Raw genomic sequence first — 18,851 nt, 5'->3', positions numbered from 1 at the left:
AACTCAGTACACCTCTGCTAACTCTTTTCCTGTTCCCTGTTCCCCGTTCCCTGTTCCCTACCTACGCAAATAATTTCAATAATCAAGTCGGATTCCTATAATATCGGACTTTAAATTTTGGTGTAGTCAGCACTGGGAAGAGAAACAATCTGTGTAATGAACTGTGGTTAAGACATTTTCATGCTCAAGTCTAACCATTTCGATTGTGTAATTGGTGCGCTGCTGGAAATATAGTCAACACCTGTTTTGGCTACAGCACGAATAGTTTCTAAAGTTACGTTTCCAGAAGCTTCGATTTTGACTCGTTTATCGTGTTGGCGAATCAATGTTACGGCTGTGTGCATCATGTCTAAGGGCATATTATCTAACATAATGATGTCGGCTTGATGCTCTAAAGCGGTTTTCACTTGGTCTAAATTTTCGGTTTCTACTTCTATAGTCAAGGGATAGGGAATTTTGGCGCGAATTCTCGTAATAGCTTCTGCAATTCCCCCAGCCGCAGCAATATGGTTATCTTTAATCATGACTGCATCGTCTAACCCCATACGGTGATTAATTGCGCCGCCTACAGATGTGGCGTATTTTTCCAAAATTCTGAGTCCTGGGGTAGTTTTGCGTGTATCCACCAATTGAGCAGGTAAATCAGCTATTTTTTCAACATATTGATGGGTTAGGGTGGCGATTCCGCTTAGACGCATTCCCAAGTTTAAGGCGACTCTTTCCCCCATGAGTAAAGCATCTAATGAACCGTGAATTTCCGCTATTAACTGTCCTGGTTCGCAAAATGTTCCTTCATCAACTGTCATGACAAAGTTCACGTTGCTATCCAATAGCTGAAATACTCTAGCGGCTATGGGTAAACCGGCGATGACTCCTGGTGCTTTGGCTATCCATTTCGCTTTACCTGGAGTGACATTTGTGGTTAGTAGACTATTTGTAGTGCGATCGCCTCTTCCGATATCTTCTAACAACCAGCTTTGCAATAGCTGATCTAACACAATCAATGGAGGTAGCACAGCATTTAAATTACTCATAGGGGTGAATTAAGGTAAAAGGTAAAAGGCAAAAGGTCAGGTTTGATCTTTGTAGATACCCAGATTTTTGAATATATCGGGGTTGTAACTGCTCGGTAGTAAAATTTACCTTACAAGAAATTCATCATATCTTGACCAAAAAAATTCTGTTACCAAAACTGTTACGAGTACGCCGTACTTGGGTAGGTACTCTATCATGATATTTAGTTAAGCTCCTCACACCACACTAAAAACCGTGAAACTATGTGTAGTTATAGTTTCGCGGTTTTTTTTGAGGGTATGGGGGTGTAGAGGAAAATATTTCTGTCATGCGTTGCGATCGCCTTTTATCTTCCTGTTCCCTTTTCTTCCACCGAACCCTACTATCCTAAAAGCGTTAATTCACCAATAATAATTGTGCATCTAGCTTCAAATCGGAGGAAAAATCGTGAAAGCAGTCTTGATGACAGCCGCAGGTAGTCCAGAGGTTTTGCAATTACAAGAAGTACCAAAACCAACAACATTAGGTAATACAGACTTGTTAGTCCGCCTCGTAGCGGCTGGGATTAACCCCATTGATACTAAGGTACGTCAACGAGGCACGTTTTACCCTGAGCAAATGCCTGCCATTTTAGGGTGTGATGGTGCGGGTGTAGTAGAAACTGTAGGTAAAGACGTAAAAAGGTTTCGTCCTGGTGATGCAGTCTATTTTTGTAACGGTGGCTTGGGTGGACATCAGGGTAATTATGCTGAGTACACTACTATAGATGAACGCTTCGCCGCCCATAAGCCGAAGTCTTTAAGCTTTGCAGAAGCCGCCGCCGCGCCTCTAGTTTTAATCACTGCTTGGGAAGCTTTGTATGAAAGGGGAAGACTAGAACCAGGGGAGAAAGTTTTAATTCATGCGGGTGCTGGTGGGGTTGGCCATGTGGCGATTCAACTGGCGAAACTCAAAGGCGCGACTGTCGCCACTACCGTTAGCTCCGAAGAAAAGGCGCGCTTTGTCAGACAAATTGGTGCTGATCATGTGATTTTTTATCGCCAAACAGATGTGGCTCAAGCTGCTTTAGATTGGACAAATGGTGAAGGCGTAGACTTAGCTTTTGATACGGTGGGGGGTGAAGTATTTTCCCAAAGTTTCCCGGCTGTGCGCGTTTATGGTGATCTTGTCACGATTCTTGAACCCAAGGCTGATACTGTTTGGAGAATTGCCAGAAATCGCAACCTCCGCGTCAGTTTTGAATTAATGCTGACACCGATGTTACAAGGTTTAGTAGAAGCACAACAGCACCAAGCGGAAATTTTAGCAGAGTGCGCCGACTGGATTGATCAAGGTAAATTGAAAATTCACGTCAGCCATAAGTTACCTTTAGAAGCTGCAAGTCAAGCACATCAGTTAATTGAGAGTGGTGGAATTACGGGTAAAATCGTGCTGTTGATTGGTGATGAGTGAGGGATTGGGGATTGGGGATTGGGGATTGGGGACTGGGGACAAGGTAGACAAGGTAGACAAGGTGGACGAGGTAGACAAGGTGGAATTGATTTCCTAGCTAACCACTCAGCACCGGCTAAACGCCGCGCTATCGCTAACAGCACTCAGCACTCAGCACTCAACACTCAGCACTCAACACTCACCACTATATAAAATTGCTCCATGTTCAATGTTTTATGGAATACTTTACTGATTATTTGTTATGTTTTTCTATTGTTATTTACTCCCTTACCAGTAGAGGCAGCGACAATACAACCTGAACGCACAAGTCTAACTTTAGAATTGTTGCAAGAACGATTACATAATCCTACTCTCAGAGAGGGAAATTTAACTGTAGACTTGCGTGAGATGGTAATTGATTTGCGTCCAGAAAATGCCAGTTTTCGGGATGCTTTTTATCAATTATTGCGAAAGGAATTACAAAAAACTGGGGCTAAACCTTTAGGGTTGGATTTGAGTTATTCTTTGATTCAAGGTGACTTTATCGGTAGTGATTTGGGTTTAAGAACGCCTTTGTACGCTCAGGCGATCGCGCCGATTTTTACTGCTACGGAACAATCACAACTTGAACAATTGCGTTTAGCTTGTTTGCAATCTTTAACGGTCACTTTGATTAATTCTAAAGATTGTCGCTCATTACTCGATACAGAATCAACTGCATCTAGTGAGGTGACGGTTTTTCGCGGTAATTTAATACTAGAACAAACTCGGTTTAATGGCGAAGTTAGATTTAATAATACGTTTTTTCTGCAATCTGTGGATGCAAAAAATGCTGTTTTTCTCCAACCGATAAACTGGAGTGAAGCCAGATTCAGCCGTCCTGTGAGTTTTGATAATGCTAGTTTTCGCCAAGCTAGTAATTTTCGCGGTAGTGTTTTTTTCGATAAGGTGAATTTTAAACAAACACAATTCCAAGATATTACTAGCTTTTATGGTAGCTTATTTGTAAAAACGGCTAACTTCAATCAAGCTCTTTTTAAGCAATTAGCTAAATTTAATCATATCGAATGGCAAGGCAATGTAAACTTTGCTGGTGTGAAGTTTAGTAATCAAGTGCAGTTCGCTAAGGCTAATTTTAATCAGTCTTTATCTCTTAAAGAGGCTGCTTTTGATCAAGCCGTGATTTTTCGAGAGGTATTTTTTAATCAGCCTGTAGATTTACGAAGTGCTAGTATCCTCAATCAAGCTGATTTTAGTGATGCCATATTTGCTAATTCAGCATTTTTAAATGTGGCGGGACTGACGTTTAACTCGAATCAAGCCAAAATTTTAGGGAATCCTGGAAAGATTGGCAAAATGTTTAATGTCCCGACATTACAGGGAAATCAAAGTGTTTTGCGAAATTTAGTGCAGAATTTTCGTCAGCAACAACAGGTGATTGATGCTAATCAAATCGAGTACACCAGACAAAGATTAAAATTACAAGAATTAACCCATGAGCTATGGGGAATTAATATTAATAATGCGCCTGTAAGTAGTTTGATGAAATTGGGTTTTTCCCAAACACAAGCAGAAGCGATCGCCCAACGTCGAATTACTCAACCATTCCGCAATCGTAACGAACTATTAACCTTAGCAGAAATCGATTTAGCCACCTATAATCAACTAAGCGATCGCCTAGTTGTAGCTGAACCTTTAGCTGTTGGTAGTTGGTTACTCTCGGCTTGGGGTTGTTTGTCTTTGACTGTATTGTTACTTTTAAGCGGCTATGGGACAAATTTTTGGTTAGTTTTTGGTGTGGGAGGAATGGCGATCGCTTATTTTGGTGTACTGTTTTGGCTAGTTGATCGCTATCGTCGTTTACATCCTGTCCCGATTATTCCCACCTATTACGAAACCGTCGCTATTTTTATCAGTTTTAGTTGCATTACATTCTTTAGTTTATTAGCCATCTTCCGCAACACAGATCAACCTTGGCTAACTCTGGGATGTCTAGGAATTATTATCATCCCTATCCCGATGATTTTACTGATTCGCCTTTATCAACAAGGCCGCTATCACGATTTAATGAATGTTTCTTATTTAACAGAAGACGGAACATTTCGCCAGTTGCGTCTATTAATTGGTCGTTTACCAGTGATTCCTAGAAATCAAGTCTTTCGAGAAAGATATATGTCTTTATTATGGGATAGGCGTTGGAATTGGCTAAACTATTACGACTTTAGTCTGAATAATTTAGTCAGGTTAGGATTTAACGATATTCGCCTCAGAGACCAACATCTACCAGGAATTATTTCTACTTTAGCTTGGTATCAGTGGAGTTTGGGCGTACTGTATATCACCCTAGTTTTATGGACACTCTCCCGTACAATTCCTGGCTTGAATTTGTTGATTTATCTTAAGTAGTTATGAGAGAGAACAGGTAACAGGGAACAGAAGAAGGGGTATTATTTAATTTTTTAGCAGTTAAAATTTGTCTCAAATCAGCCATTAATTGCCAATGCTGTGTAAGAGTTGAACAATAAAATAGAATTCAGGAGTTGTATTTTTAATTTGGTGTTAGTATCCTCTTTCAAAAAACAAATATAAGAAATATTTTTGATGGAAAATTTTTCAAGCTAAAATCCAAAACTTAAAATGCTTCTGACTTCTACCTTTTTAAGCAACAAGGTATAACAATATGCGTCAGAAATTTCGCGATCGCACCGAAGCTGGAAAACTATTAGCGGCTAAACTAACAGCATACGCTCACCATGATGATGTTCTCGTCTTAGCATTACCTCGTGGTGGTGTACCTGTGGGGTATGAAGTAGCTAAACAATTGAACGCACCTTTAGATATTTGTTTAGTCCGAAAACTTGGGGTACCGGAACATAGGGAATTGGCGATGGGTGCAATTTCTATGGGGAAAGTGCAGGTAATTAACCAAAGTGTGGTGGATTTGTTGGGAATTTCCCCAGCCACTATTGATAGTGTCGCCGCTACAGAACAACTAGAACTCAATCGCCGCTATCAACTGTATCAAGGCGATCGCCCGCTACCCAATATCCAAAATCAGACTATTATTTTAGTGGACGATGGTATTGCGACCGGTGCAACTATCAAAGCTGCGATCGCTACTATTAAACAGCAACAACCACGGGAGTTAATTGTGGCTGTTCCTGTCGCTGGAATCTCTACCTGTGAAGAATTAGCACGAGAAGTAGATCAAGTTGTCTGTGTGCTGATGGTAGAAAATTTATATGCTATTGGTATCTGGTACGAAGATTTTGCTCAAACCACTGATGCACAAGTGCGGGAACTACTGGCAAAATCCACGCAACACTACCGCAATGTTATTTACAATTAGCTTTGCTCGCAATGACTGTAATTAATTTTGCGTGGTTACTTAAGCGATCGCTCTCGGTTGATAATTACTTTAAAGAGCGATCGCTGTTTGGTTATGGGATGAAAATCTGACAAATTAAAATAGTCATCACTTCACCAGGGTTCGCGGTGGGAAGCAATGGACTCCAATCACCGATGCTGGCGTAACCGATGGCGTGTAACCGTTGCATTGTACTGGTAACAGCATGAGGAGAACCAATCAGCAGATGTTTCACTGGTTCTCTTTTTGGTGATGCTTTTTCTAGCAGTTGATTGCTGGTGGATGAATCTGGATTGTCTGCAAATTTTTGGAGTTGTGTAATCATTATTGATATCTCCCTTAGTGGAGTGAGTGAAGGGCGATCGCATACTCTTAGCGGGAGGGCGATCGCCTTTCGTTTACAGTTAATATTAAAGTATAATTTTATACTCTTGCCAACTATTTTTAAGTAAAAATATGGAGAAAAATTGTGAATGAAAACAGCATTTTGAGTCAGGCGATCGCTGATTTTTGTTATCATCTAAAAATAAAGCTTCTATATGAGAAATGTGTGTCATGGTTAGCACCACCATCACCACTACAGGACAAGTAACTATTCCTCAAGAAATTAGAGAGTATCTGAATATTGATGCAGGTAGTAAAGTTGATTTTGTGATTGATGAAAATGGGACAGTTAAATTGATTCCCCTGAATGTCCCTGTTCAAAGTTTATCGGGTATTTTACATCGTCCGGGAATGAAGAGTGGAACTTTAACAGACATGGAAACAGCGATTCAAGAGGGTTCAAGTGATTGGAGTTGATACTAATATCTTGGTGCGCTATTTGACCAAAGATGATGAAAAGCAATGGCAACAGGCTACAGAAATTAGATGATTTCTGTTTGATAACTATGGTTTTGATTCTGAGGATTATTTACCCTCGGTATCCTGAAATTCTTGGATTTTGGCATATAAACTAGCAACTGTTTCTTGAGAAAACAATTTTTCTTTAAGTTGTAAATAGTCGCCTTCACTTAGTTGACAGGTTGCCCAAAATTTCATTACTTTTGATGGTTCTAAGTGAGTGAGTAAAACTTGTATTACTTCCTGTAAATTTTCTTGGTCATTAATAACTTTAATTGTCATTTTCCACCTCAAAAATAAAATTATTTGGATTGATGACTGTGATTGATAAATTCTGGCATCGGTTGATTAGTCTCCTGTCGCAAGTGATAAAATAATCACTGTGAGAAGCTTCTGCACACGCTACATGAAGTGCATCAATAGATTTAACCCCTTGCTGTTCTAGCAGTTCTGCCCTGATTCTAATATTTTCATCTACCAATACTCTCAAAGCAGCTATTTGTAAGTATCGAGCCATTGATTGCTGATTGACAACAAAAGGGTTACGGCTATTTTCATATTCTAGAACTGAAGAACTCACTAGTTCTATCAATCTTGCCTCTACCATTTGTAAAATTAAGATAACAGCTTGTGTTTCCAAAAATATTTTTGGTTGTGTTTGGTCATCAAATGGACGATTATAAACACTGGTGTCTAGATAAACCCTAGTCATATAAATTTTTGCCGTACTGTCTCTCAAAATAAGCGATATCGCTCTTACATTCATCTCTCACTTTCACAGGTGATGTCTAACGACAAGCAGCTTTGCGTCTACGCGCTTTATTCCCTAATTTAGCAGGAAAAATCGCCTTCACAACACCATCATTTCACCAGAGAACAAGAACATTCTCACTTGGAACACAAAACTTCGAGTTCAGAACATGAAACTTCGAGTTCGGAACATAAAACTTCGAGTTCGGAACATAAAACTTCGAGTTCGGAACATGAAACTTCGAGTTCAGAACACGAAACTTTGAGATAAAAGCTTAATTGATGATGTTGGAAACTTGAATTTTACTGTTGTGAGTTGAGGCGATCACGTATATTTGCTAAATTTTTACGCACAGTCACAGTATGGCGATGATTGACTCCAAACTGGTGTTTACAAATATCTAAAGCCTGTTGGTAAAGAGGTATAGCTTCGCTATATTTGCCTTGGAAGTGGTAGAGTAAAGCAAGGTTGTTGAGACTGAGTGCAACATTTGGATGTTCTCCTCCCAATAGCTTGCGCCAGAGTGTTACGGCTTGAAAATAAAGGGGTTCAGCTTCGCTGTATCTACCTTGGGATAGGTAATTATAAGCTAGATTGTCGATTCCAATGGCAACATTTGGGTGTTCTCCTTCTAATAGCTTGCGCCAGAGTGTTAAAGCTTGACAGTAAAGGGGTTCAGCTTCGCTATATCTACCTTGAGAAGAGTAAAGAGCAGCTATGTTATTGAGACTACTGGCAACGTCTGGATGTTCTTCTCCTAGTAACTTGCACCGAAGTTCCAAAGCTTGAATGTACAGAGGTTCAGCTTCACTATATCTCCCTTGGGAACGGTAGAGTTCCGCTAGGTTGTTGAGACTAGTGGCAACGTCTGGATGTTCTTCTCCTAGTAACTTGCACCGAAGTTCCAAAACTTGAATGTACAGAGGTTCAGCTTCGCTATATCTACCTTGGGAACGGTAGAGTCCGGCTAGGTTGTTGAGTGTATTAGCAACGTCTGGATGTTCTGTTCCTAGTAGTTTGTAAGTCAGTGATAAAGCATGAAGATAAAGAGATTCAGCTTCACTGTGTCTGCCTTGAGAGTCGTAGAGTCCGGCTAGGTTGTTGAGGCTACTTGCAAAATATGAATTATTCTCTCCTAACAACTTTTGAGTAAGTGCCAAAGCTTGAATGTAAAGTGGTTCCGCTTTGTTGTATTTTCCTTGTGAATGGTAGAGCAATGCTAGATTATTGAGGCAAGAAGCAACTGATAGATGTTCTTCTCCTAAGCGTTTTTTAGTAATTTCTAGACACTGCTCATACAAAGATACTGCTGTTTCATAAAACCCCTGACTACTACAAAATCGAGCCTTGCCAGCGAATATCCAGATGAAATCTTTATCGCTTATGTATTGAACAAAATTTTTAGCTACTTCCGTCAGATGAGGTATTGCAGGAGAGACAACGTTGATTTGCTGAAGATTACATGAATAAGGAATACCTTTAGCAACACCCACCATCACCCCGCAAAACGATCGCTTAAATTCCTCTTTCTGCTCTAAACCTTCAAGCTTATCTTTAAAAAACTCGCGCAACAGGGGATGCAATTGATAAACTTCCTCGCCTTTATGCTGAAGTAGATGTAAATTTAACAAATCACTTCTGATAAATGTCCAATCTTGAGCCTCATTATTTATTGTTATCCCCTCCACCAATTCCCAAGGAATGGGAGCTAAAGCAAATAAACTCAAAACACAGCCTAAATGTTGGGCTTCTTCTTCTAACAGTTGCCAACTCAACTCAAAAGCAGCAGCAACACCCAATTTAGCAGTCATTTCCGGGCTAGTTTTTTCTAAAACCCGATTTTTTAGACGCTGATTTTCCAAATATTGCAGCATTTTCGCTAAAGGTAATTTCTCATCCTTTAACAAATAACGCCCGACTAATTCTAAACCCAAGGGCAAATATCCCAACCACTGACAAAGTTTTTCTGCAATTAACTGTTCATGTTGCAGTCGTTCCTCACCAATTATTGATTTTAATAACTGCATCGCCGCTAGTGGTGTCAGCACGTCTAAATTTAAGCACTTTATTGGCAGTTGTAATTTTTCCCGTGTCGTAATTAACTGCTTAAACCGCGAAGGAATAGACTCTAAATAACACCTAACTTCATCTTGATAGTTAGTGACGTTATCAATTATCAGTAAAACTTCACCCTCACGCCAATTTGAGAGACAATACTGCACTCTCCCAACTGAATCTAAACCATCTGGAATGTTCAATTGCAGCTTATTAACAGCAAACTCCACCAATTTCACACCCACATCCTGCACTGCGGATAACCAACAAATCCCGCCTTGATAAGTGACGCGGTGGGAATTAGCGTATTGCAAAGCGAGTTCTGTTTTCCCGACTCCACCCATCCCCGCAATAGCTGCAATGGCTGCCTGTTGATTTTTTTGCAACAGTTCATGCAGGTTTTGCAACTCCGTTTCTCGTCCGACAAACTCCACCACCCCACTAAAAGGAATATTTTCGTAACGGGTAGGCTGGGGTTGAGGTTTTCTATCTTCCTCACGCCGCCCACCGGTTTTTTGTTCACGTTGGCGTTGCCATTCTACATCAAATGTCCGTAAATTCCTGTCTTTGTCGCGCTTATCATGCCAAAACTTCAGCCGAAAGTGCCAATCTTCTGAACCTTTCTCATGTTCGCGCTCATCCTTCAGAATTTCTAAAAAATCTTCAAGTCGTTTTAATGCTTCTCGGACTTGTTCTTTAGTTAAACCACTGAGTTCTGACAGAACTCTTAGCTGTGTCCTCACTATGACTATGTTTTCTGTTTCCCATTTGAGAACTATTTTGAAACGTTGACTATTTTCTAACTCCCCATTGGCATATACCAAGAATTTTTCTAACAATTGCTTTACTCGCTTTTGGACAACAGCACCATAGCTAATATGCTTTTTTGTATCTTGTTCACCATTCATGTGTGACTTTTGCCCAAATTTGCGACAAAGTTTGGGGAATCCCTAAACTTAATCTAGCATCCCCAAACTCAAAGTCCCGCATATTCACGCATTACCACCAAGAAATAACCGCTTTTGCTTTCATGTACTACCCCAAATTTACCTTTGCTTCAGCATTCAAGGTAAAGCCAATGAAAACTAAGAAGCTGATAGCGGTTTTGTTTTTTGTGATTCCCCTAATTGCTGATTGCTTATTTCCCGGTTCAGGAATTGTGATTGAGTTAGCCATCCTAATTTGGGAATTGCTGGAGCTAGAAGCAACAAAGGGGGATGATATGAAATAAATTATGCACAAAAATCTAGATCCCCGACTTTTTTGAAGAGTCGGGGATCTGAAAATCGCGAATGTTCACAACTTGTTGAGTATTCCTAGAGATATTTATAATGATGGAATATTAATCTTTACTCGGCTTTTCTGCTTCTATAATTGCCTGTTCTAAGAAAACTTTGGCATCATCTATCTGTCCACCTTCCATGCAATTGTAAACTATCTTACACCATTCCAATAAAACATCTAATTGATGTTGTTGACTATCGGCAACTAGAGATTTTGCCACTCTAGAGTAAAGACGTATGTTATTCATTGCAATACCTCTGTGGGGATTCACTGCTAATTCTCAATATTTCACAAATCCTCTATTTCATTTACATACCATTGACACAAATAACTGAATTATTTAAGACTTTCTTCAGTTTTATGATGATGAGAGATAAATGAAAATATTGCAGGCAAATCTCTATCAATTGATATATTTATTTCCGATGAATTTATTGTAATTGCTGGCGATGTTGCCAGCGATCGCCAATCATTAATAACCAACAGCAGCCGCCAAGCGATGTGCTAAATTAATAATGTCTTGTTTGCGTGCAATCTGTTTAAACCATTGTTGGGGAATCCCTTCCACGCCATAATAAATCCCAGCTAAACCACCTGTTACCGCCGCCGTTGTATCTGTATGTCCACCCAAATTCACAGCTTTTAAAACTGCTTCAGCATAAGTGGAACTATTCAATAAACACCATAAAGATGCTTCTAAAGTATCAATGACATAGCCACCGGAATTAATTTCTGCTAGTGGGAGTTGGGTAATTTCGCCACTAAAAACCCGACTAAAATGAGGCATTTCTACAAGATATTCATCCTTGTGATAAACCTTGTGAATATTTTCTAACCCTCTTAAATATCCCTCTTGGGGTTTAGCTCCCTTGAGTAGTTCCACGGCAATGCTAATATAAATACCACACGCCATCTGCGATCGCATATGAGCATGGGTAATACAAGAAACTTGATGTACCCTAGTAATTAATTCCTCAAAAGCCAACATTTCATAACAATAAGCCATAGGTAAGATTCTCATCAAAGAACCATTACCATTACTCATTTCACTAGTTCCCCCAGCCTCCATTGGCGGAACTCCCTGGTTGAGACGCATCATCACAGCATAAGTGTTTTCACCAATACCGAAGACTTCGCCACGGGGAGTCCAGTAAGCCGATTTATACCAACGCCAAAAAGAATGTGCGATCGCATCTATAGAATAACCCCGACATAAATTTTCTGCTAAACAAAATGTCAGTGAACTATCATCAGACCAAGTACCAGGTGGTTGATTCCATGTCCCATAACCCAGCATCTTTGTAACTGGAGATTGAGCTAATTTTTCACGGCTAGTAAACTCAACCGGTACACCCAACGCATCACCGACACACAAACCCATCAAGCCAGATAACGTTTTTGTAGCGGTTAGCATTCTTAAATCTCCATGCAAACTACTCAAAATTAACTTTATAGATTCTCTGTAAACATAATTGAAGTAACTGTTACAGGAACTGAAGGAAAAGATTAGAAATATTTTTAACCGGACTCAAGATTGGTATCCAGGACTCATCAGCAGCCAATTTATAGATAACGGGATAATACTTCGACAGTAGCAAGTCCGGTTTTTTCCCAACTAAATTGATTGGCTTGAGCTAAACCTTGGGTTGAAAGTTGCGATCGCAATTTAATATCATGAGCTAGCATCTGCATTGCGTCGGTGATTTCGGCGGTGTTGTAGGGATTAATTAAAATCGCTGCGTCACCAGCTACTTCTGGTAAAGATGACAAATTTGATGTAATTACTGGTGTACCGCAAGCCATTGCTTCCAGAACAGGGAAACCGAAACCTTCCCACAGACTGGGGAACACAAGTGCGATCGCTTGATTAATAATGGTAGGTAATTCATCGTAAGGTACATAACTCAGGAACTTGACACGATGAGTTATCCCTAATTCTGCTGTTTGCTTTTGTAGTAGTGGGGTGTAACGCTTGTCAGTTGGGCCTGCTAGCCATAGTTCATAGTCTTGATGGTGGGGTAGTGCAGCAAAAGCTGCAATCAGGCGGTGCAAATTTTTGTAAAGGTCTTGTCTACCGATGTAGAGAAAGTAGTTGCTAGTTGGTAGATTGAGATTATGAAAGTGGGTGCGATCGTGCGCTAAGGGAATAGAAGTAATTTTACTAGCTGGAACTTGGTAAAAGTTGACAATATCACTAGCTGTAGCTTGCGAGTTACAAATAATATGTTGCGCCTGTTTGAGAACCTGCGGAACATAATAGCGGTGATAGGGTGTCAAGGGTGAAAAACGCCTGGGAAAACGCAACGGTATCAAGTCATGAGACATCACAACAAACCGACAGTTGCTATAAATAGGTGCTTCCGGTAGAGGCGAAAATAAAAGATGAGATTTTAACTCTTGATAGATTTTCGGTAACTGAAATTGCGTCCACAGTAAGCGGCGAAAATGCCCTTTAGTACCATGAGCAGGTGTTAAATTATTAGGTACAGAATAACATTTAAATTCAGGATAATTATTAGCCGTCAATAAAGTAGGATTAAGCAGTTTTAAATAAGGAACAATATTTTGAGTATAGTTACTTATCCCTGTAGGTTGAGATAAAAGGATAGATAAGTTAATAATTAATCTACTGGATAAAAAATCATTTTCTATATTCATTAAAACATCTTTACTAATAAATTGACAGTTTAAGTTTTCATGACTTTTGTATTTGATAAAATTTTAGTAGTCTCCAGCAAGCTCTAATTGAATATTTAAGTCAATAAATGAGATAGAAATTCTTCCGCAGATTCTCGCCATGTAAATATTTGATATTCTTCCCTAATACGAGTAACTAATTGATTATAGTAACTATCCGAATTCATTAATTTTTCTAACTCTCTGTATAATTCTACAGGGTCATGAGGGTTAAAATATATACAAAATCTTCCACCAACTTCAGGCAAAGAACCAGTGTTACTAGCAATCACAGGTTTACCATTTTGTAGTGCTTCTACAACTGGTAATCCAAATCCTTCATAAAAAGAAGCTTGGACTAAACAATAACAGTTCTTGTATAAGATATTTAGTTCAAAATCAGTTACAGAACCTAATATATGTATAAGTTTATCGTACATTTTATGAGATTCAATTAAATTATCAACCTCTGTATTCCATCCTTTATTCCCAGCAAAGACTAAATGTATTTCTTCTTGCTTCGAGTTAATTAATAAATCAAATGCTGCTATTATGGTTTTAATATTTTTGTGCGGCAATATACTACCCACCACTAATATATAGCGGTTTTTTAATAAACGTTGGAATTGATTAACATAATTACTATCTTTTGGTTCATCATGATTAGAATAGTTACATCCCAAGCGAAAAACTTCAATCTTTAAATTGGGATTATTACTAGCAAGTATGCCTTGTCTTTGTACATCTCTATAGTCCTCCGCACTATTTCTAGATATACATAAAACGTGGTCAAACAAATTGGAATAGCTTTTATAAAAATTTGTAAAATGTGTAGCAAATTTTCTAGAGCAAAAGACAGGAAATTTTATAGGTATCAAATCATAGCAGATTATCGTAATATTAACACCATACTGTTTCAATATTTCTAAGAAATTATAGTATGTTTTAGGTAAATCCCAGTTGGCATCAGCTATTACATAAATGTCTCCTGGTAATATTGTTTTACTATCAAACTCTAGAAATCCAGGTTGTTTATATTTTTGGTAATTCCAGTAAAAATAGAATAATATTACTGAAAAATAGCTGACAAACTTATTTTTTAGCCTCAGCAGAAATGTTCTTAATTGGTTATTGATTAATAATTTTAATAAACTACTATTTCTAGACGAAATCTGGCTTGGTTGCTGTAGAAAATCAACCCTTTGTATAAATCTGCCATCAAACATGACAGGAATGATTTCTATATTCTGATAGTTCTGATTCAACTCAGTTAACTCAGTCGTCAGTTCACGAACTACCCTATGTATTCCTGTATTTTTATAACTATTTTTGGCAGTATGAGTACAATCTATAAATATTCTCATTGATAATTAATACGGTTAAGTTTTCTATAAACAGGAAGGTGAACTAAAGCAAAAACTTGATAGTTTTTAGCTAAGGTAATTTGCAAAAGACTATATGGCGTTTACTAGTCTGCTGAGGTACAAATCTCTGCGTAACTCTGCGATTGACTCTGCGCTCCTCTGCGTTTAAAAATATTATCTGTACCTCACATAACTGGGAACTGCTATAATTCTTTTTTCCAGTGACTACTTTGACTATATTTCTCTTGTTTAATTTGTATTGTGCAAGAGTTATTTTCAGTAAATTCGCTGGACAAATGAACTTATCTTTTCTGAAGATTCTTTACAGAAGAGATATTTTTGGTTTGACACCGATTATCATTGGCACGATGCCACGAGAAAAAACTCTAAACTCTAGAGTAGATGTTGATTCAACAGAAAAACCGAGTTTTATATTTTGCATAGTTAATATGTCTTTTAATGAGACTTCTTTTTGCGCTAAAACTAGTTGTCCAGCATTAGTGACAACATCGAGTAGAGCCACTGTAGAATCCAGAAGATCATTGTCTATTACTTCATCATTGTAGTTGACGCTAAATTCAACTACATAATTACCGAATGAATAGTAATCATAAGGCCCAAAAAGTGCAAATCCTTGTCCGTCACTTGGTTGTGTTGAAACAAAGTATTGTTCTTCTTTTTTTACAATTGAGCCAATTTGATAGAAAACCATATCATTTTTTATCTTTTGGTTTTCTACATAAAAATATTCTAGTTTGTTCCTTAAAGCTGCCTCTGTGTAATTTACATTGATTGCCTGAGATTTTTTGGCTACTATCCACCAAATGAAGCAAGCGTCAGGATCTTGATTAATAGCATTTTGAATATCTGCTTGTGTGAAACTTGCAGCAAAACTAGATTGGAGATATCTATCCAATAATTCAGGTGGTTTTCCTAATAAATTCTTTGGTAATATACCGTATGATTCTTGGATATCAAAACCTGCTATTTGCAAAAGTTCACAAGCTTGCTCAAACGTAATTTCATGTATGTGTTCCGGTTGCTTCCAACCGTAGCGGTTAGTTACAGTATAGTTAGGACTATCAAGTACAAAAATACCTTCAGATTTGAGTGTTCTGTTTACTTCCAGAAGAAAACTGACTTGAGCTTCCCAAGATATATGTTCAATAAACTGGCCAGCAAACACTAAATCAAAGCATTCTGACTGGAGCATACTGAGATCCTGTCCATCATGCTGAATCCATGTCACATTATTGGGTAAATTAGCTGGCTCTGGATTTAAATCTATACCTGTGTGATTTTCTATTGAATAAGGATAAAACTTATCAAACCAATCAAAGTACCAAGTCCCAGAACACCCAATACTCAATATGTCATTCGCTTGGGGTAGTTGAGCGAGGCAGATAGAGCGACATTCATGTAAGAGTTCGTTTAGATCAATATTTGCTGGAGGTTGTATTGTTGGTTCAACGGGAGACATGAACTCATTATCTATCTCTATCTGCTGTTTTTCTATATCATTGGTACTGATAGTTTTGACAAAGTAAGCCAATACTGAATCAGATATAGATATATCCAGCTTAGACAATTCTCGCCCTACATAATCTGTCAACAATTTTTGTTTTGCTTGGGGTGATTTGATAACTTGCTGAATAAAGTCAGAATATAAACGGGCGCATCTTTCAGGCGAATGTTCTTTAGTTATATATTCCGATGAATTGCGACTTAAAGAATGCCTATATTCCCCATTTTCTGTGAGTAAAATTAATGCTTTGACTATTTCATTAACTTCATCGCTTTGATGAGGTTGAGGAATTTTATGCACTACATTATCAGGAAAATCTGCAAATGAACCGATATCTGTAACAACTGTGGGCTTACCAACAGACAGAATTCTTAAAAGTGAAGCAGAACTTTCACCATTAAATGGATATCTCAAATTGAGGCAAATATCTGATATCTCTATGTATCTATAAAAATCTGACATACTAACGTAGCCAGTAATTTTGACTTTGTTTTTTAATCCTAATTTCTCAATTTCGCGCTCAATATTAATAGAACCAACATAATCAGTACCACCTACAAAAACTAAGTAAGCTTTTGGGTGATTAGTTACGTATTTCTTGAAAGCATGGAGGATTTGTAGAGGACGTTTCGTTGAGTTAAGAAATCCGAATACAGCGACAATAAAGCTATCATCAGGAATCCCTAGTGACTGGCGTTCTATGGGAAGCGATTTTTCATTAAATACAAACTTAGGAACTAATTGCGGTATGTGAATGATATTGCAATTATCATCACCAAACTCTTCGATTGCACGATCATAAGCCCATTTACTATGTAAAATTACACCTGTAGAACGAGTAAAAATTCTCTTGTTTAGATATATTTTTTCTTCTGGTAATCTTTCATGTATATTTAATTTTCCTTGTTTAATTAATTTAAAAATTTCTGTCCCTTTATCTTTTCCATAACAGTGTTCTAATTCTTGAGATAGTTTTACCCCAAGTTCTGGGGATTGGGTGTCCATATAATTGATGAGTCCTCCCAAGTAATAGTCATGTAAAACACTAATACCGGAATACCTCATTAATTTAGAGAACATATTACAGTGGTAACTGCTATTACCTATTTGATAAATAATTCCTTCATATCCCTGAGACTCTAATTTTGCTTCAAACTTTGTATGAGGAAGTCTTTGATTAACTACATCAGCTTCCAATAAATAACTATCCTCATACAAATCAAGGTTACAATATTGCTGCAAGGATGGAACTAAGTCTTGACTGTAATCTGCAATACCAGATTTAGCTGGTGGAAAGGGACTAAAAAAAGCCATCTGTGGCTTTTGTGTCTGTTGCTCAGATACTTTGACTCGATTGAAACAAATGCTGATCCTATTTAACGGCTGATGCTCTTGAAAAACATCAAGCATTTTTTGAGCAACTGACTGCCAAGAAAACTGTGCTGCTTGCTGAAGGGCATTTTCTGTTATTTTGAGTCTAAATTCTTCATTTAAAAGGACTGTTTGCATACTCCTAGCAATATCATTGGGTGAGTGAGGATCAAACAGTTGCTCAGAAGACCCTAAAATTTCCGGTAAAGATGAGTTGTTACTAGCTATTGCGGGTGCGCCACAGGAAATAGCTTCAAGTAATGGTAAGCCAAATCCTTCATAAAAGGAAGGAAATACAAACAGAGAGCAGGTTGAATATAAAGCTCTTAATTCTTCATCTGTGATGTAATTCGTTAGAATTAGTGATTGGGAAATTTTTAATCTTGTTGCTAAATTCCTAATTTCTGTGGCGAATAAATTGGAAACTTTACAAGCAATTACTAGTTGATAGTCTTCACGGAGATGCTTGGGCAGTTTAGAAAATGCGGTAACGAGTCCTTCAATATTCTTACGCCAATCTTCACCACCTGTGTAAAGAATGAACTTTTTGTGAATACCAAACTTATCAGCGAAAGTTTTCCGCCAAAACGAGTGTTCGCTAATGGGGATTGGTGCAAAGAATGAAGAAACTCCGCCAGAAACATTTAAAACCTTATCAGGTTCTATGTTTAAATGTTTGATTAAATCCTGTCGAGTCGATTCGGAAATTGAAAAGATGAAATCTGCATTCTGTACATTTTTTAATCTCTTTATATACAGAGAACGTGTATTTTCATCATTCAAATATCTTTCAGAAAATATAAATGGAATTAAATCATAACAGATTACAAATATTTTTTTAGAAAAATTGGTATAGTCAGGTATTGTAGAATCTAAACCCTCCATAGGACTAGGGATAAATACAATATCAGCATCTGATGATGTTAAAGTTGTTTTTAACAATAAATCATTAGTCTCACAGCTACCAATGTATGGATAGTTGATAGAATTATAGGGAAATAAATTCTTGTTTAAAGATGGTTCTGGCAGTGTAGCATTGGCATATAGTTCAAAAATGGGAGAATTGTGTTGATTGAATAAAGATTCGAGAACTGATTGTGTATAACGTCCAATTCCTCTATTTCGCGAATTTTTTGTTTGTAAAGCTTGAATATCAATTGCAACTTTCAT

16 protein-coding genes and 1 pseudogene are annotated in these 18,851 nt (G+C 37.9%); 7 read left to right on the top strand and 10 right to left on the bottom strand.

Annotation, left to right across the window (positions count from 1 at the left end; genetic code table 11):
• Nucleotides 1-167: 167 nt before the first annotated feature.
• Nucleotides 168-1,034: a carboxylating nicotinate-nucleotide diphosphorylase gene (gene nadC, locus ACQFX9_RS08940; protein WP_427161661.1), complete on the bottom strand. Its 867-nt coding sequence runs from the start codon at nt 1,032-1,034 to the stop codon at nt 168-170.
• 427 nt (nt 1,035-1,461) lie between these two features.
• Here nadC and ACQFX9_RS08935 point away from each other — a divergent pair, with 427 nt between their 5' ends.
• From ACQFX9_RS08935 to ACQFX9_RS08920, 4 genes are all read left to right on the top strand, one after another.
• Nucleotides 1,462-2,466, top strand: a complete 1,005-nt coding sequence (locus ACQFX9_RS08935; RefSeq protein WP_427161660.1) for a zinc-dependent alcohol dehydrogenase family protein — start codon at nt 1,462-1,464, stop codon at nt 2,464-2,466.
• Nucleotides 2,467-2,484: 18 nt separating this feature from the next.
• Entirely contained in the window at nt 2,485-2,658 is a 174-nt protein-coding gene (locus ACQFX9_RS08930; protein ID WP_427161659.1) for a hypothetical protein, read from the top strand.
• Between the two features lie 9 nt (nt 2,659-2,667).
• On the top strand, nt 2,668-4,851 hold the full coding sequence (locus tag ACQFX9_RS08925; protein WP_427161658.1) for a pentapeptide repeat-containing protein: 2,184 nt from the start codon (nt 2,668-2,670) through the stop codon (nt 4,849-4,851).
• Between the two features lie 274 nt (nt 4,852-5,125).
• Entirely contained in the window at nt 5,126-5,794 is a 669-nt protein-coding gene (locus tag ACQFX9_RS08920) for a phosphoribosyltransferase (RefSeq protein WP_427161657.1), read from the top strand.
• Nucleotides 5,795-5,885: 91 nt separating this feature from the next.
• On the opposite strand, the gene ACQFX9_RS08915 is transcribed toward ACQFX9_RS08920, so the two are convergent.
• On the bottom strand, nt 5,886-6,332 hold the full coding sequence (locus ACQFX9_RS08915; protein ID WP_427161656.1) for a hypothetical protein: 447 nt from the start codon (nt 6,330-6,332) through the stop codon (nt 5,886-5,888).
• 35 nt (nt 6,333-6,367) lie between these two features.
• Between ACQFX9_RS08915 and ACQFX9_RS08910 the strand changes: the two genes are divergently transcribed.
• Both ACQFX9_RS08910 and ACQFX9_RS08905 read left to right on the top strand, forming a co-directional pair.
• On the top strand, nt 6,368-6,613 hold the full coding sequence (locus tag ACQFX9_RS08910) for an AbrB/MazE/SpoVT family DNA-binding domain-containing protein (RefSeq protein WP_427161655.1): 246 nt from the start codon (nt 6,368-6,370) through the stop codon (nt 6,611-6,613).
• Nucleotides 6,600-6,680, top strand: a pseudogene (locus ACQFX9_RS08905) (PIN domain-containing protein); the annotation flags it as partial. The gene ACQFX9_RS08910 and the pseudogene ACQFX9_RS08905, both read left to right, overlap by 14 nt.
• Before the next feature lie 41 nt (nt 6,681-6,721).
• On the opposite strand, the gene ACQFX9_RS08900 reads toward ACQFX9_RS08905, so the two are convergent.
• The 3 genes from ACQFX9_RS08900 to ACQFX9_RS08890 all read right to left on the bottom strand — a co-directional run bounded on the left by ACQFX9_RS08900 (nt 6,722) and on the right by ACQFX9_RS08890 (nt 10,369).
• Nucleotides 6,722-6,937 (bottom strand): hypothetical protein, encoded by a 216-nt coding sequence (locus tag ACQFX9_RS08900; RefSeq protein WP_427161654.1) that lies wholly within the window; start codon nt 6,935-6,937, stop codon nt 6,722-6,724.
• Entirely contained in the window at nt 6,927-7,367 is a 441-nt protein-coding gene (locus ACQFX9_RS08895) for a PIN domain-containing protein (RefSeq protein ID WP_427161653.1), read from the bottom strand. The genes ACQFX9_RS08900 and ACQFX9_RS08895 overlap by 11 nt, the downstream gene beginning before the upstream one ends.
• Nucleotides 7,368-7,708: 341 nt before the next feature.
• Nucleotides 7,709-10,369 carry a tetratricopeptide repeat protein gene (locus ACQFX9_RS08890; RefSeq protein ID WP_427161651.1) on the bottom strand — a complete coding sequence of 887 codons (2,661 nt, stop codon included), beginning with the start codon at nt 10,367-10,369 and terminating at the stop codon, nt 7,709-7,711.
• A gap of 170 nt (nt 10,370-10,539) precedes the next feature.
• Between ACQFX9_RS08890 and ACQFX9_RS08885 the strand changes: the two genes are divergently transcribed.
• On the top strand, nt 10,540-10,692 hold the full coding sequence (locus ACQFX9_RS08885; protein WP_427161650.1) for a hypothetical protein: 153 nt from the start codon (nt 10,540-10,542) through the stop codon (nt 10,690-10,692).
• Nucleotides 10,693-10,803: 111 nt separating this feature from the next.
• Here ACQFX9_RS08885 and ACQFX9_RS08880 read toward each other — a convergent pair whose 3' ends face one another.
• The 5 genes from ACQFX9_RS08880 to ACQFX9_RS08860 form a co-directional block, all read right to left on the bottom strand.
• Nucleotides 10,804-10,992: a hypothetical protein gene (locus tag ACQFX9_RS08880; RefSeq protein WP_427161649.1), complete on the bottom strand. Its 189-nt coding sequence runs from the start codon at nt 10,990-10,992 to the stop codon at nt 10,804-10,806.
• Nucleotides 10,993-11,217: 225 nt separating this feature from the next.
• Entirely contained in the window at nt 11,218-12,159 is a 942-nt protein-coding gene (locus tag ACQFX9_RS08875) for an ADP-ribosylglycohydrolase family protein (RefSeq protein ID WP_427161648.1), read from the bottom strand.
• Between the two features lie 149 nt (nt 12,160-12,308).
• Nucleotides 12,309-13,403 (bottom strand): glycosyltransferase family 4 protein, encoded by a 1,095-nt coding sequence (locus ACQFX9_RS08870; RefSeq protein WP_427161647.1) that lies wholly within the window; start codon nt 13,401-13,403, stop codon nt 12,309-12,311.
• A 95-nt stretch (nt 13,404-13,498) separates the two neighbouring features.
• Nucleotides 13,499-14,785 carry a glycosyltransferase family 4 protein gene (locus tag ACQFX9_RS08865; protein WP_427161646.1) on the bottom strand — a complete coding sequence of 429 codons (1,287 nt, stop codon included), beginning with the start codon at nt 14,783-14,785 and terminating at the stop codon, nt 13,499-13,501.
• 322 nt (nt 14,786-15,107) lie between these two features.
• Nucleotides 15,108-18,851: a glycosyltransferase gene (locus tag ACQFX9_RS08860; protein ID WP_427161645.1), complete on the bottom strand. Its 3,744-nt coding sequence runs from the start codon at nt 18,849-18,851 to the stop codon at nt 15,108-15,110.

It is taken from the genome of Aliinostoc sp. HNIBRCY26, from assembly GCF_050235535.1.
Classification (GTDB): domain Bacteria; phylum Cyanobacteriota; class Cyanobacteriia; order Cyanobacteriales; family Nostocaceae; genus Trichormus.
The sequence above is the reverse complement of the archived record's forward strand: the minus strand, read 5'-3'. Positions and strand labels throughout refer to the sequence as shown.